At 44.8% G+C, this 13,678-nt stretch carries 15 protein-coding genes; 1 reads left to right on the top strand and 14 read right to left on the bottom strand.

Annotated features, from left to right (window positions below; translation table 11 throughout):
- Positions 1–547: 547 nt before the first annotated feature.
- Entirely contained in the window at positions 548–982 is a 435-nt protein-coding gene (locus ABD036_RS02140) for a hypothetical protein (protein ID WP_343856083.1), read from the bottom strand.
- A 362-nt stretch (positions 983–1,344) separates the two neighbouring features.
- Between ABD036_RS02140 and ABD036_RS02135 the strand changes: the two genes are divergently transcribed.
- Positions 1,345–1,983, top strand: a complete 639-nt coding sequence (locus ABD036_RS02135; protein WP_343856082.1) for a hypothetical protein — start codon at positions 1,345–1,347, stop codon at positions 1,981–1,983.
- Between the two features lie 556 nt (positions 1,984–2,539).
- On the opposite strand, the gene ABD036_RS02130 is transcribed toward ABD036_RS02135, so the two are convergent.
- From ABD036_RS02130 to ABD036_RS02070, 13 genes are all read right to left on the bottom strand, one after another.
- The gene (locus tag ABD036_RS02130; RefSeq protein WP_343856080.1) at positions 2,540–3,862 is read right to left on the bottom strand and encodes an ATP-binding protein; all 1,323 of its coding nucleotides are present in this window, start codon (positions 3,860–3,862) and stop codon (positions 2,540–2,542) included.
- Positions 3,859–4,533, bottom strand: a complete 675-nt coding sequence (locus ABD036_RS02125; protein WP_343856078.1) for a response regulator transcription factor — start codon at positions 4,531–4,533, stop codon at positions 3,859–3,861. The genes ABD036_RS02130 and ABD036_RS02125 overlap by 4 nt, the downstream gene beginning before the upstream one ends.
- The gene (locus ABD036_RS02120) at positions 4,533–4,805 is read right to left on the bottom strand and encodes a PepSY domain-containing protein (RefSeq protein ID WP_425542534.1); all 273 of its coding nucleotides are present in this window, start codon (positions 4,803–4,805) and stop codon (positions 4,533–4,535) included. The genes ABD036_RS02125 and ABD036_RS02120 overlap by 1 nt, the downstream gene beginning before the upstream one ends.
- A gap of 42 nt (positions 4,806–4,847) precedes the next feature.
- Positions 4,848–5,381 (bottom strand): glycine zipper 2TM domain-containing protein, encoded by a 534-nt coding sequence (locus tag ABD036_RS02115; protein WP_343856076.1) that lies wholly within the window; start codon positions 5,379–5,381, stop codon positions 4,848–4,850.
- Positions 5,382–5,483: 102 nt separating this feature from the next.
- Positions 5,484–5,945, bottom strand: coding sequence for a hypothetical protein (locus ABD036_RS02110; RefSeq protein ID WP_343856075.1), 462 nt, complete (start codon positions 5,943–5,945; stop codon positions 5,484–5,486).
- A gap of 181 nt (positions 5,946–6,126) precedes the next feature.
- A complete protein-coding gene (gene arfB, locus ABD036_RS02105) occupies positions 6,127–6,549 on the bottom strand; it encodes an alternative ribosome rescue aminoacyl-tRNA hydrolase ArfB (protein WP_343856073.1) in 423 nt (140 codons plus the stop codon).
- A 12-nt stretch (positions 6,550–6,561) separates the two neighbouring features.
- Positions 6,562–6,861, bottom strand: a complete 300-nt coding sequence (locus ABD036_RS02100) for a YciI family protein (protein ID WP_343856072.1) — start codon at positions 6,859–6,861, stop codon at positions 6,562–6,564.
- Positions 6,862–6,883: 22 nt separating this feature from the next.
- Complete coding sequence (trpA, locus tag ABD036_RS02095) at positions 6,884–7,690, bottom strand: tryptophan synthase subunit alpha (RefSeq protein WP_343856071.1); 807 nt, start codon at positions 7,688–7,690, stop codon at positions 6,884–6,886.
- Positions 7,687–8,868 carry a tryptophan synthase subunit beta gene (gene trpB / locus ABD036_RS02090; RefSeq protein ID WP_343856070.1) on the bottom strand — a complete coding sequence of 394 codons (1,182 nt, stop codon included), beginning with the start codon at positions 8,866–8,868 and terminating at the stop codon, positions 7,687–7,689. The genes trpA and trpB overlap by 4 nt, the downstream gene beginning before the upstream one ends.
- A gap of 28 nt (positions 8,869–8,896) precedes the next feature.
- Entirely contained in the window at positions 8,897–10,279 is a 1,383-nt protein-coding gene (gene trpCF / locus ABD036_RS02085) for a bifunctional indole-3-glycerol-phosphate synthase TrpC/phosphoribosylanthranilate isomerase TrpF (protein WP_343856069.1), read from the bottom strand.
- Positions 10,280–11,308: an anthranilate phosphoribosyltransferase gene (trpD, locus tag ABD036_RS02080; RefSeq protein WP_343856068.1), complete on the bottom strand. Its 1,029-nt coding sequence runs from the start codon at positions 11,306–11,308 to the stop codon at positions 10,280–10,282.
- Between the two features lie 2 nt (positions 11,309–11,310).
- A complete protein-coding gene (locus ABD036_RS02075) occupies positions 11,311–11,919 on the bottom strand; it encodes an aminodeoxychorismate/anthranilate synthase component II (RefSeq protein WP_343856065.1) in 609 nt (202 codons plus the stop codon).
- A gap of 2 nt (positions 11,920–11,921) precedes the next feature.
- Positions 11,922–13,523 carry an anthranilate synthase component 1 gene (locus tag ABD036_RS02070; RefSeq protein ID WP_343856064.1) on the bottom strand — a complete coding sequence of 534 codons (1,602 nt, stop codon included), beginning with the start codon at positions 13,521–13,523 and terminating at the stop codon, positions 11,922–11,924.
- Positions 13,524–13,678 lie beyond the last annotated feature (155 nt).

Below are 13,678 nucleotides of genomic sequence, written 5' to 3'. Positions count from 1 at the left end.
CGTTTTTACTAAGAATTAATAAGTTTTCTTTAGGAAATACGATATTTAATGCCCTCTGAATATGAGGGCATATTTTGTTTTGCATGAGGGCTGAGAGCGATCAACAGCCGTTTAGCTGAGTCAAATTCTATTGCAAACGTATTGAGTGAGCAGGCGTTCTGCACCCTTACCACAAATTCACTGTTGCCCTCTAAGCAGTCATTCACTTATCCTTAAGCCATGTTAAAAGCCAAGCTCGTCATTGTATCAGCTAAAACACTCTGGCACTTACGTGCGGATTGAATCAACACTTTCAAAGCTAGAAATAGCTCAGGCACCAGATAAAACATTTATTGGAAAGATTGTTAAAACATTCGATTTTTTTGTTATAGATTTGGCCTGCCAGACTTAGACTTAGCCTAAGCAGAAAAAACGATAACTAACGCGGTGAATAAAGTGCGTAGGCTTTATGAGCAAAAGCAAACGGCTCCAAAAAGAGCCGCCGTTCTTAATGACTATATTACTCCCTGATTACGTTGGGTAAATTCAGGAATAGTGGGAAAGAAAGTTAAAGTTGTTTTTTGTAACGCGAGACCCCAAGGCCTGCAAGAGCTAATATAACCAACAAAGCCGTATGGGGTTCAAGCACGCCCACCCGCAATATGATCTCAGCGTCACCGTCCGAATCCGCAAAATAGATAGGCCAATATGAACTAGCACTTGCCCATTGACCGTCATAGTTTGGTCTATCTTTAAAAAATGCCAAACTTTCAGTAAAGCTATCACCTTGACGTATAGGGTACGTATCAATAGCATAATCCGTAACACCCCCATTAAAAACATGCATCGCTTGCTGATTAGCTAAGTTATCTACTAATCCGTGAATTGAACCATATAAAAAGTATGTATCATCTCGTAGCTCGAAATCGAAAATCAGTGTGGCTTGAGCTGTATTCATCCATCCTGTGAACACTGCTGCTATCAATTTTGTTAATACACTCACCACCTGCTTTTCATTTATACACTTCTTATACCGCTAACTTCTAAAGTTTCGTAACCTGCTATAACTAATAAGTTAAACTTGGTCTTGCGACGATCCGCAACTGGCACGAAGCGACCTACGATTTCAAGCCCAACCTGTGCGAAAAGGTTCTTCATTAATAAATTTATTTTGTTTGCATTTTGACCAACATTTAAAGTATTTAGACTCGCTATTTAGGCACTGGATAATTCAACTTTGATGTCGGTGTTTTAGTAATGATTAAAATCATATTAAAAGGGTAAGATATATGAAAATAAAAACTATGTAAGTATTTGGGGATAATTATACTCATAGAATAATCACCACAGGTTAAAGTGACTTCAATGAATACTTCACATCGGATATTCGTTTATTTGCTATTAAATTTAATGGTAATTAGCTGCGCAGGGATTTCGATAAAAGGAAAAGTCGAAGATGGGCATTACTATTCTCCACTTAACAATTTCAGCGTGCCATTAAGAAAAGCAATGGGCTTGAGAATACAAGACCAAAACGACGCCGATGGCGGCAGAGTGTCATTCCCTGATGATTGGGGTTATCTCGAAGCCATTACTTATGTAAGGATTCCTGCAGCAGATTCTGCAATGTTCACTGCCACAGAAACAAGAGATCAGGCTTATCGTACTTTTATCAGTGAATACGCTATGCCCGTACTTTTCCGCAGCGTTTCAAATGAAGCGGAGATTATCCACGAAGAATTTTTAGGAGAAAGTAGTAGCAGAAATTATTTTGCCATCGTCAATATTCCAAATGGCTCGGTCACTGTGGATGTAAAGACGAATAAACGGCTTGATTCTGTTAGAGGTTTGCTCATTTTCGATAAGAAAGGATTTATTTACATGTTAGAAAGTGAGATGAGTTACGCAGTTAATCCAATAACGGCGGCTTCAAATACTTCTAAACAAATTGGAAGAACCTTAACTACGCTACAAAATCTTAAGGATAGTATGATTTTCAAGTAAAGTTAGGTGAATCGTTAATGTAAGCTGGTGCGAATAAATTGCTAACATTTAAACTCTAATTTTTTCATCGTTTTTGATATGTGATTTAAATGGACACCCCCCTAAGTATGCAAATTAAGGATGGGTGTCCATGTTATTCCTAACGCTAAGTATTCAAATTAAAAGTGGGTGTCCATGTTATTCACTAACGCTAAGTATTCAAATTAAAAGTGGGTGTCCATGTTATTCGCAAATTAAGAGTGGGTGTCCATGTTATTCGTTCATGTTATTCGATGTTATTTATGCTCGACGCAAGAAGGCCTAACTCGAAGTTTTTGAAACCTCACTTCGGTGAGGTTTTTTGTTTACGGAGCATGGCGGCTGCCTGTACAAACTTATAGTGAATATTTGTCAAAGCTAACTTATCGAAGCTAACACTAACTATTTCTCTCTTAGGGAATTGCGGATCATCGAAGTAGATATTTTGACGCTCCGCATTGCGCCAGTCATGTTGTAACGATTGCATTTAAGCTGGGATAACGCACGTCTAACAAAAGACTAGTTTACGATAGGCAACTTACTCTTCCATGATAAAACGTACTTTGATTGATGCACCGCCTAGCGGCGCATCATCTATGATCAGTTGGCCGTTATAGGCAGAGGTGAGGTCGGCCACCACGGCCAAGCCGATGCCTTGTCCTTCTTGATAACTGTCCAATCGCGTGCCGCGGTGTAGTAGCGCTTCGCGATGCTGTTTAGCGATGCCTGGACCATCATCATCTACTTGTAACACCAAATACTTGCCCTGACGATAGCCCTTTACTTGCACGCGTTTTTGAGCTGCTTTGCAGGCGTTATCAATCAGATTTCCAAGTATTTCCATCAAGTCAGTTTTATCGCCCCTAAAAAGACACTCAGGAAGGATATCAAGCTGGATGCTCAAGTGTTTATCTGCATGTACTTTGTGCATGGCAGATTGTAGTTTCTTTGCAACGGGCGCCACTGACTCGGCTTGCTCCCAGCCACTGCCTGCGCCTGCCACTGCACGTTTTAATTGACGTTGAATGATACTGTCGATTTGGTTTAGTGGCTCCCTAGCAGAGCTTGGTAATTCGGTGTTACCAGATAGCACAGCTAGCGGCGTTTTTAAGCTGTGCGCTAAGTCGCTTAAACCGTTTTTATAACGGCTGCGTTGTTGTTGCTCGGTATCGAGCAAGTGATTAATGCTGTGTTTTAGTTTTTCCAGCTCCGGTGGATAGGTTTTCTCTAAGCGTTCAAGATCGCCTACTTCGGCTTTTTTTATCTGGGTTATTAAGGTATTAATTGGACTAAGTGCCATGTTCAAACTGATGATCAGCAGTACCAATAACAGCAGCGCCACAAAGCCCAGCCAATACCAAAGCGTGTTAACGAAGGTTTTTTGTTCTGTCTCGAAAAGGCGCTTATCTTGAATGATAAAGAAGCTAACGGGAACGAAATTGCCGCTATTGTCAAATTCAGCGGTGTAAGAAAACAAGAAATAATCAGTGCCAATGGTGAAATCAGGAACAAAAACCTCTTGGCCAATCTCTGGGGCATTGAGCGTAGGTTGCTGCGACCAGTCGAGCGTGGAGAGCGACTGCCAGACGATTTGATTATCCGCTTGGATAAATGCATACAGTCCTGAGCCGGGAATGTTTAGCTTGTCATTAAATAATTGTTGCGGCATTTGAGGGGCATTGTCATTAAATTCGAATTCTGAAATTAACGTGAGGCTTTGTAATCTCATTTGCTCTAACATCGATTGGCTCAGACTGCGGGTGAATGCCTGCTCAATGGTGATGGCCGTCAATGGAATAAAAAACAGTAAGGCCAGTACGGCGGCCAAGAAACTGCGAAGTCGTAACGAGAGTCTGATCATAGTTCTCGATTAATTCGATAGCCTCGTCCGCGCAAGGTTTCTATGGGTTTGTAAATTCCCTCAGGATCGAGTTTTTTGCGTAGGCGACCCACAAAGACTTCGATTACGTTGCTATCCAGATCAAAATCTTGATCGTATATGTGTTCGGTCAACTCGGTTTTTGAGACAATTTTTTGTGGGTTAAGCAGTAAATATTCCAGTACTTTGTATTCGTAGGCGGTGAGCTCTAGATACTGACCATTGACCGACACTTCCTCGGCGGTAGTATCTAATACGATAGGACCTCTTTCTATCAGTGGATTGGCTTGTCCTGACGCTCTGCGTATTAGCGCCTTAGCTCGGGCTAGTAGTTCTTCGTTATGGAATGGTTTAGTTAAGTAATCATCTGCGCCAGCGTCTAGTCCTTCTACTTTTTCTTGCCAGCGATCTCGCGCCGTTAAGATCAGAATAGGACAGGAAACGTTATTTTTTCGAGCGAGTTTAATCACTTCAAAACCGTCAAGTACCGGCAGACCAATATCGATAATGGCGAGATCATAGGGGTGTTCGGCTAACAGAAAGTTGGCTTTTTGTCCGTCGTCGGCTAAATCGACACTGTAGCCATTTTTTTGTAATAGCTGATCTAATTGGGTTAGCAATCGGCTGTCATCTTCTACAACTAAAATACGCATTATTTGTCCTTGCTTCGTTGCTTGGTAACCCGACCTGAGCGCTTGTCCACATCAACGGTAACCACTCTGCCAGTTTTTTGCAGTACTTTGACTCTATAGGTATTTTTACTTTGATCTACGCGCAGCACTCTACCGTTCACCTGTTTCTGAGCATTTTGCGCCGCTTGCGCAGGGGAGATAGTCGGACGTGTATCTTGCGCTGACGCTTGCCCGCTTAGTAGGGCAAACGTTAGCATCAATATTGTTAATCCACGAAATGACTGCTTAATCAAAGTTAGTACCTGTTAATGTATGTTAGAGAATCACGCAACGAATTAATCGTAACCTACCGGTGATAGGCTTACACGCACTTTTACAGAATCTCCGGGATGCGTGCGCATAAATGTTTTATAAGCTTGCCCTTGATAACGGTATTTTACTTTATAACCTGTTAATTTTCTGACTTTTTTTGCTGGTCCATAGACAGTTTCACAGCGCTCTATGATCTCTGTTCTGGCATGCGAACGGTGACCATGACGTTGCTGAGAGTGACCGATTGCTCCGCCGATAACGGCGCCGGCTAAGGTACTTTCTCGATTGTCTCCAATCACACCGCCAATGATTCCGCCCACCACTGCGCCGGCAATTGTCGAGCTCGCATTATCATGATGGTGTCTACGTTGCTGGCGCACTCTGCGCTCAGTGGGATAGCATTGTTTGATCGGTTGGGAAACTTTGACATATTGGTATACCGGCTTGGCCTTCACTACACGGGCATAATCATAGTAGCTATTTGCTGAGGCATAGGTGCTGGTTAGCGTCATGGTTGCGGTGATCGCAGCGAAAGAGAGTCGTTTTAGTGTTAGCATTTTGATTTTCCTTTCTTTGAACGTGCGGTCATCATAAGAAAGTCTATCTGAACTATAACTGAACTAAACTTAAGTCTTAGTTCAGCTTAATAAGCTAAAACACTATGCTTGGCGGTTTGCTTGATTTTTTAACGGGTTATAGCAGGTGGCAGAAACACTGCTGTGCTTGCTGTGGCTGTATAAATGCAGTTGTAAATTGACGTGCTTGAGTTGGTACCAAAGCTCCAAGTTATCTTGATCAGGACACAATACTTGAATGATGTATTGCTGTTGTACCGAACTGTCCATATCCAACTGCTTAGGTATTTGAATAAAGGCATTCACTTCGCCGAACTTTGCTTGTGCGCCCTTGTAGCGCCATTCTCCATAATGAAAGCTGCCGTAAAAGCTTCTATCTACGCTACGCAAGGTTTGCTCGGTCACCATATAGGTTGATCTATCTGCAAACCTGACGATCTCAAAGGTAAAAAGCTGCTGACACGCACTCACACCAATTATCAGCGCAAGTATGATTGCGACTCTCTTGATGTTGTTGGTCTTTAAATAATGTGACACTTTGTACATGACAACCCCTCTGCTCCTGAATAAAGTTATCGGCAGTAAACACGATTTCTTGATAAGGGGAGGGGATAATCAGGGCTGCTTTCACCCAAGATGAAAGCAATACTATGCAGATTAGCATGAGGCTTTGATGCGCGGACAATCTAGCCGGTTACCGTTTTCTAATACACTGTAGTTGATTGAATCACTCTATTTGGACTTTGCCGCGCATCGACTTTGTCTTGCCTTGTTTCTTCTTGCTTTCCACACGCTTTATTTGTGAGGAACGCGTTGGTCGAGTCGCACGTCTGGGTTTGGGCTTATCACCGGCTTTTTTCAAGATCTCCACTAAGCGCTCTATGGCATCCTCACGGTTTTGTTCTTGAGTTCGATAATTTTGCGCTTTGATGATCAAGATACCTTCGTTAGTAATACGACTGTCTTTACTGTTGAGTAGTTGAGATTTATAAAACTCAGGAAGACTGCTGGCCGCAATATCAAAGCGCAGATGAATGGCACTAGAGACTTTATTGACGTTCTGGCCACCGGCTCCTTGTGCTCTGATGGCGGTCATTTCAAATTCTTGTTCGTCGATATCGACTGTGTTGGTAATTGTTATCCGTGCCATGGCTAATAATCCCTAAGGTAACACTTGTTTGTACGGTTTTACGGTCACGCTTTGATACACTCCACCAAGCACGTAAGGGTCTTCATCGGCCCATTTCTGGGCGTCGTGAAGACTATCAAACTCGGCAATGATCAATGAACCGGTAAAGCCCGCTTCACCGGGATCGTCGCTATCAATGGCCGGGCAGGGACCGGCAATCACTAAACGACCTTGTTGCTTTAAGCGCTCCACTCGCTCCAAGTGAGCGGGCCGCGCTACTTTGCGCAGCGGTAAGCTATTTTCTACATCCTGTGAATAAATCAAATACAACATGATAATTCCTAATAATGGCTAATTACTTATGGGTTGCGGCTTTCATATCAACCACGAAATTCGCTAATTTTTCTAACATGATCTCAGGTTCATCTAAATGCTGGGCAATGATGTTGACCGTCGCAGATCCTGAAATTGCCCCAGCAGCTCCCGCTTTGATAGCCTCTTTGACCTGTTCAGGTTTGGAAATGCCAAACCCGAGTAACGGTGGGGCAACCTGATATTGTTTTAGTTTTGCCACTAACGCACTTGCCGGTATGGCCGCTGCTGTTTCTGCCCCCGTGACTCCCGCACGGCCAAGCAAATAGGTATAGCCTTTTGACTTTTGTCCTATTTCCTTTAGGGTCTCATCACTGGCATTAGGCGGTGCGATCAGAATCTGTTGTACGCCTTTAGTCTCAGCTACTTGAATAAAACGATCCGATTCGCGCAGCGGTACATCCGCAATCAATATGGAGTCAACGCCTGAATCAGCCGCAAGTTGGTAAAAGGCGTCTAGGCCTTTTTTGATCACTAAATTGCTATACAGCAACAAGCCAATGGGAATATCAGGGTAAGCTTGGCGAATTTGACTGATCACATCAAAACAATCAGCAGGTGTTATCTTGTTCGCCAGCGCTCGAATGCTGGCTTGTTGAATAGTAGGGCCATCGGCAATGGGATCGGAATAGGGTATCCCTAGTTCTAGAGCATCAGCGCCGCTATCGACCAAGGTTTTAATAATTTCAAAAGAGGTTTTTTTGTCGGGATCGCCAAGCATCACAAAAGGCACAAAAGCGCCTTGATTGCAGTTATCTAGGCGGGCAAACATGTTGGCATAACGACTCATTTTTGATCTCCTAGAATACTGTGGACGTGAGCTAAATCTTTGTCTCCACGACCGGATAAATTCAATACTATGATGGTACCGTCCTCGGCTTCTTCAGCCATATTAAGCGCATGCGCAAGGGCGTGAGCGGATTCTAGTGCGGGAATGATCCCTTCTTTTCTGGCGAGTAATTGAAATGCATTGAGCGCCTCATCGTCTGTCACAGACACATACTCTGCTCGGCCAATATCATGTAGGTAAGCATGTTGTGGCCCGACCGCAGGGTAATCAAGACCGGCTGAGACCGAATACGACTCTTCAATTTGGCCATCGCTGTTTTGCATTATATAGCTGTATGCGCCGTGCAGTATACCTTTGCTACCTTTACCAATGGCCGCGCCATGATCGGGGGTGTGAACCCCTTTGCCAGCGGGCTCGACCCCAACGAGTCTGACGCTTGGCTCATCAATGAAATCGGCGAACATGCCAATGGCATTAGAGCCTCCGCCTACGCACGCCACGACCGCATCGGGTAGTCTGCCTTCTTTTTCCATTATCTGCGCTCGGGTTTCTTCGCCGATCATGCGGTGAAATTCGCGCACAATGGTGGGGAAGGGATGGGGACCCGCTGCGGTACCCAATAAATAATGGGCTTTGTCGTAATTTGCTGACCAGTCACGCATTGCTTCGTTGACGGCATCTTTGAGTGTACCTGATCCCGCATTGACGGGAATAACCTCAGCGCCCATCAGACGCATTCGAAATACATTAGGTGCTTGACGTTCAACATCTTTGGCACCCATGTAGATCCGCGCTTTGAGTCCCATCAAGGCACAGGCCAGTGCGGTTGCAACTCCGTGCTGTCCTGCTCCTGTTTCGGCGATGACTTCAGTTTTGCCCATGCGCTTGGTCAATATCGCTTGTCCTAGCACCTGATTGGTTTTGTGTGCGCCACCATGCAGCAGGTCTTCACGCTTTAGGTACAACTTTACCTTAGGGTTATTGACTAAATTACGGCTTAATGTCATCGCGGTAGGGCGACCAGCATAATCTTTTAGTAACCCATTGAACTCATCCTGAAAGCTGGGATCTTGCTGGGCGTCAATAAAGGCTTGCTCTAACTGATCCAGTGCTGGGATTAATAGCTCTGGCACATACATGCCGCCGTACTCGCCAAATTTACTGTCTAAATGATTCATTGTGCTCTCTTTTTCATAACTGATTGCATTAATACGCGCGTAACGCCTGATACGTTTGCTGTATTTTATGTTTATTCTTTATTCCCGGTGATGACTCCACACCGGAATTGATATCCAGCCCTGCAACCGCGGTGTCTGCAGCGCTGGCAATATTCTCTGGATTCAGCCCGCCCGCCAAAAAAATCGTATTATCGGCGGCTAATTGGGATAACAGCTGCCAATCAAACTGCTGACCGGTACCGCCTAATTGCGCCCCCACTTTAGCGTCTAATAATATGTGATCAACCTGCTGATATTGCAGATCGGGGAGCTGCTGTTCGACACCCACCGCTTTCCATATCTGACAGTCATGGGGGAGCTCTTGCCTTAATGCGTCAATGTAGCGCTGATTTTCATTACCGTGTAATTGTACCGCATGTAAGCCTAGTTCATTAGCATAGTGGACTATTTGCATCGAATCTGCGTTAACGAATACGCCGACATAGTTAAATGGCACTGATTTTACGATGCTGCTGGCGGTAGCTAACGAGACGCAACGCGGTGATTTTTGAGCAAAAATCAATCCGGCATAACACGCCCCTGAGTCTTTGACGATTTGCGCATCATCTATTTGGGTAATGCCGCAAATTTTGGTAGTGCCATAAATCAGTTTTTTGACCGCCATTTTCAAATCCGGCTCGGCCATAACCGAGCTTCCCACTAGGAACCCATCGACATAAGGGGCTAAACGTCGCACATCGTGATTGGTATAAATTCCTGACTCGGAAATGATCACACACTCATGCTCAGCCGCACTGATCAATGGTGCTAGTTTTTCAGTGGTGGCCAAATTGGTACTTAAATCTCGTAAGTCACGATTATTGATGCCGATTATGCGGGCTTTCAACGCTAATGCTCTACGCACTTCTTGCTCGTTGCTGACTTCGGTCAACACATCTAGCTGGTATTGGTGGGCCAGTGTGGCTAACTCAGTGTATTGTTGATCATCAAGTACTGAGAGCATCAACAACACGGCGTCAGCTTGATGATGACGAGCCAAATAAATCTGATAGGGATCCACAAAAAAGTCTTTATTGAGTACCGGCTGAGTGACTCTGGCCCGCACATATTCAAGATACTCAAACTTGCCTTGAAAGTACTTTTCGTCGGTTAATACCGAGATGCAAGCAGCATAAGGTCCGTAGGCAGCAATAATATCATCGAGGTTGAAATCTTCTCTGATCAGGCCTTTTGAAGGCGATGCCTTTTTACATTCAAAAACATAACCGGCGTTGGGTTGATTTAGAGCATCATAAAAGCTTCTATCTGATGGTGTTAGTTGCTCTTTGAACGATGCTAGGGGCAATTGCTTTTTACGCTCAACTAACTCAGCGCGCTTATCTTGCACAATTTTCTCTAATACATTAGCCACTTAGTGAGTTCCTCGCTGACTGGTTTTTGCTGCTGCTAAAATTGTTTGGTAGGCCTGTCCACCGTTCATCGCCGCTAACGCTATCGCTGTGCCTTCTGTGAAATCCGCGGCAATTCCGGTGAGTTTAAGCAAGGCTGCGGTATTAATGGCCACTGCCGACTGATGGGCAATGTCGCCTTGGCCGCGCAACACGTTTTCGATTAAGGCTTTATTTTCTTCTGGCTCGCCTCCTTTTATCGAATCCAAGGAGTAGGGCTTCAAACCAAAGTCCTCAGGGGTTACTTGGTATTCATGGATCTCTGAACCCTGTAACTCGGCTACCTTCGAAGGGCCATGCAATGCCAGTTCATCCAAACCGCTGCCATGGACCACCATGGCATGTTGATAACCTAATAATTTCAGGGTTTCGGCGAACGGTCTGACAAGCTCAGGCGCATAGACGCCAATCATCATATGGCTGGGCTTTGCGGGATTCGCCAAGGGGCCCAATAAATTGAATAGGGTACGGGTTTTTAGCGTGGTTCTAACGGGCATCGCGTGTTTAATGCCTGCATGGTAGTTAGGCGCAAACAAAAAGCATAATCCAGTTTCATCTAAACATTGTCGAGCTGTTGCTGCGCTCATGGTCAAGTCCATGCCAAAAGTACGAAATAAATCGGCAGAGCCAGACTTACTCGAGACACTGCGATTCCCGTGTTTGGCTACTTTTACGCCGCAACTGGCGGCCACTATGGCGGCAGCGGATGAGATGTTAATGGTGTTGTGACCATCGCCACCCGTGCCAACGATATCGGCGAAGGCATAATCTGGCCTAGGAAAAGGCGCGGCATTGTTAATTAACGCCGCAGCAGCACCGGCAATTTCAGCTGGGCTTTCGCCTTTGATTTTAAGCGCCGTTAACATGGATGATATGACAATGTCATCGAGCTTACCTTTGATCACCTGATCAAATAATGCTTGGCATTGGGCTTGGGTTAAATCTTGTCCTTGATACAGGGTGTCTAAATATGAAAATGTGAGTGTGTCCATGGTCATGCCTTTTCCGTCAAAAAGCGAATACTCTGGCTGAGTAATTGACTGCCGTGTGAGGTCAGTATTGATTCAGGGTGAAACTGAAACCCCAACATATTGTCGTCTTGATGATACACCGCCATTGGCACCGTCTGATATTGGGCGATGATCTGTAACTCCGCTGGTGTATTGCTGGCGACCAACGAATGATAGCGTGCCACTGGCAAAGGGTTGGGTAAATTATCAAATAAGCTACTGCCATTATGGTTTATATAAGATGCTTTTCCATGCATGACTTCATTGGCCCGCACCACGTCGCCTCCATAAGATTTTACGATAGCCTGATGACCTAAGCATATACCGAGCACCGGGAATTGGCCTTTTACCAGTTCGAGCAGGGGTAATAAACTCCCAGCATCCGACGGCGTCCCTGGCCCAGGGGATAGTAGTAGTAAAACCTGATGGCTTTTGGCTGCGGCTTGCATGCGCTGGAAAATCTTTTGCGCATCTACTGAGTTACGGTAAATCACCAGCTCTAATCCTAGCCCGCGAAGCTCATCAACTAAGTTATATGTGAAGGAGTCAAAATTATCTAACAAAAATACTTTGATGTTCTCTAGTGCATTCATCTTTATTGCTCCCCACCCACAAGCGCGTTTTGTGAGGTTAATATGGCATTGATTACTGCTTGGGCTTTGCCGCGGGTTTCGTCCGCTTCGGCCTGTGGATCAGAATCGTAAACTACCCCTGCACCTGCTTGAATATAAGCCGTGTGATTTTTTACAAAGGCTGAACGGATCACAATACAGGTATCCATATCGCCATTGCCATTTATATAGCCCACTGCGCCGCCGTAACTACCACGTCGTTTCTTCTCCACTTCTCGTATCAAACTGGCCGCACTGACTTTGGGGGCGCCTACTAGGGTACCCATGTTCATGCAGGCCGCATAAGCATGTAAAGCATCAAGATCGTCTCTTAATTGTCCAACTACACGTGATACCAAATGCATTACATGAGAATAACGATCCACTTTCAATAGCTCGCGCACAAATCGTGTGCCAGGGTGCGATACTTTAGCTACGTCGTTACGAGCTAAATCGACCAACATTAAATGTTCTGCTTTTTCTTTTTGGTCTTCGCGCAGATTAAGCTCTAATCGACTGTCGAGATCGAGGTTTATACTGTTATCTGGGTTTTTACCGCGAGGACGCGTGCCTGCTATCGGGTAGACTTCGACTTGGTTAGACTGTTTATCGTATTTTAATGCAGACTCGGGGGACGCTCCAAACATACAAAAGTCTTGATCTTGTAAGAAGAACATATAGGGGCTAGGGTTTTGACGTTTTAACTCTGCATAGGCTAAATACGGGGCCGGGCACGAAAGGCTAAAGGTACGCGAGGGCACTACCTGAAAAATATCGCCCGCCAGAATATGCTCTTTTAAATCCAGAACATCCTTTTTAAAATCCTCATCATCTTTATCGATGGTTAATTTATCACAGTAGCTATTCAGATTTTCGATGGGGGCAAAGTCCGTAGGGCGGCTCAAATCAGTAATAATCTGCTCCATTTGTTGGCTGACAGTGAAATAACTGGTACTGACATGGAGACCACTGAATACGGTGGATACTAATTCGGTTGTTTGTTGCTGATGGTCAATAACTAACAGTGATTGAGCTAAGTAAAAGACAAAATCAGGACAACTGTTTTCGCTCTCCGCAACCTCAGGAAGTGACTCGAAACTCGCTAACAAATCATAGGCGAAGGCGCCGCCAAGAAACAGGTTCTGTGGGTGCTCTCGTAAGCAGTGAATATGATTGACTAACAGCCTAAGCGCATCGAAAACGGCCGGCGCTTTGAGTCTGGCATCTTCATCTAAGTCGGTGTCTGGCTGGGGGAACACCATGTTGACTTTCGTAGGTGCGGCTAACGTAGCGGTCACCCCGTTAGGAGCGTGCTCAATGAATAAGGGTAATAATGATTCACCGTTCGGGTTTAGCGCATCGATAGTGACATTAAGCCCTGTGCATTCCAACTTTATAGCTGCATCCAGTAATATCAGGCTCTTGAGATTGTCTTTACTATCTATTTCAGCAGATTCAAGCAATAACGTATTGGCTTTATTGGCACACAGCTGTTGATACACTTCAAGTGGATCGGCTACATAAGGAGCTTGTTTGACTAGGGTTTCAGCTATTCCGGGTTGTTCGCTTAATTGCGTTAAACTCATGCTTGTTGTCTCTGTATAATTGATATTAATGGCGCGTTTTGATTATTTATCGCGGGCAGAAACGAAAAAGGCCCGTTAAACGGGCCTCTGATTACTAATTTGCACACATACAAACGCTCACAGCCCGTTAGTTAGGGATGTGCCACCACCAGTTT

Source organism: Aliiglaciecola litoralis, from assembly GCF_039523355.1.
GTDB lineage: Bacteria > Pseudomonadota > Gammaproteobacteria > Enterobacterales > Alteromonadaceae > Aliiglaciecola > Aliiglaciecola litoralis.
The sequence above is the reverse complement of the archived record's forward strand: the minus strand, read 5'-3'. Positions and strand labels throughout refer to the sequence as shown.

Coding starts and splice junctions, on each gene's coding strand:
- ABD036_RS02070 (WP_343856064.1), bottom strand. CDS start 13,523: ATGAGTTTAACGCAATTAAGCGAACAACCCGGAATAGCTGAAACCCTA.
- arfB (WP_343856073.1), bottom strand. CDS start 6,549: ATGGCACGGATAACAATTACCAACACAGTCGATATCGACGAACAAGAA.
- ABD036_RS02135 (WP_343856082.1), top strand. CDS start 1,345: ATGAATACTTCACATCGGATATTCGTTTATTTGCTATTAAATTTAATG.
- ABD036_RS02115 (WP_343856076.1), bottom strand. CDS start 5,381: ATGCTAACACTAAAACGACTCTCTTTCGCTGCGATCACCGCAACCATG.
- ABD036_RS02130 (WP_343856080.1), bottom strand. CDS start 3,862: ATGATCAGACTCTCGTTACGACTTCGCAGTTTCTTGGCCGCCGTACTG.
- ABD036_RS02100 (WP_343856072.1), bottom strand. CDS start 6,861: ATGTTGTATTTGATTTATTCACAGGATGTAGAAAATAGCTTACCGCTG.
- ABD036_RS02075 (WP_343856065.1), bottom strand. CDS start 11,919: ATGAATGCACTAGAGAACATCAAAGTATTTTTGTTAGATAATTTTGAC.
- ABD036_RS02110 (WP_343856075.1), bottom strand. CDS start 5,945: ATGTACAAAGTGTCACATTATTTAAAGACCAACAACATCAAGAGAGTC.
- trpB (WP_343856070.1), bottom strand. CDS start 8,868: ATGAATCATTTAGACAGTAAATTTGGCGAGTACGGCGGCATGTATGTG.
- trpD (WP_343856068.1), bottom strand. CDS start 11,308: ATGGACACACTCACATTTTCATATTTAGACACCCTGTATCAAGGACAA.
- trpA (WP_343856071.1), bottom strand. CDS start 7,690: ATGAGTCGTTATGCCAACATGTTTGCCCGCCTAGATAACTGCAATCAA.
- ABD036_RS02125 (WP_343856078.1), bottom strand. CDS start 4,533: ATGCGTATTTTAGTTGTAGAAGATGACAGCCGATTGCTAACCCAATTA.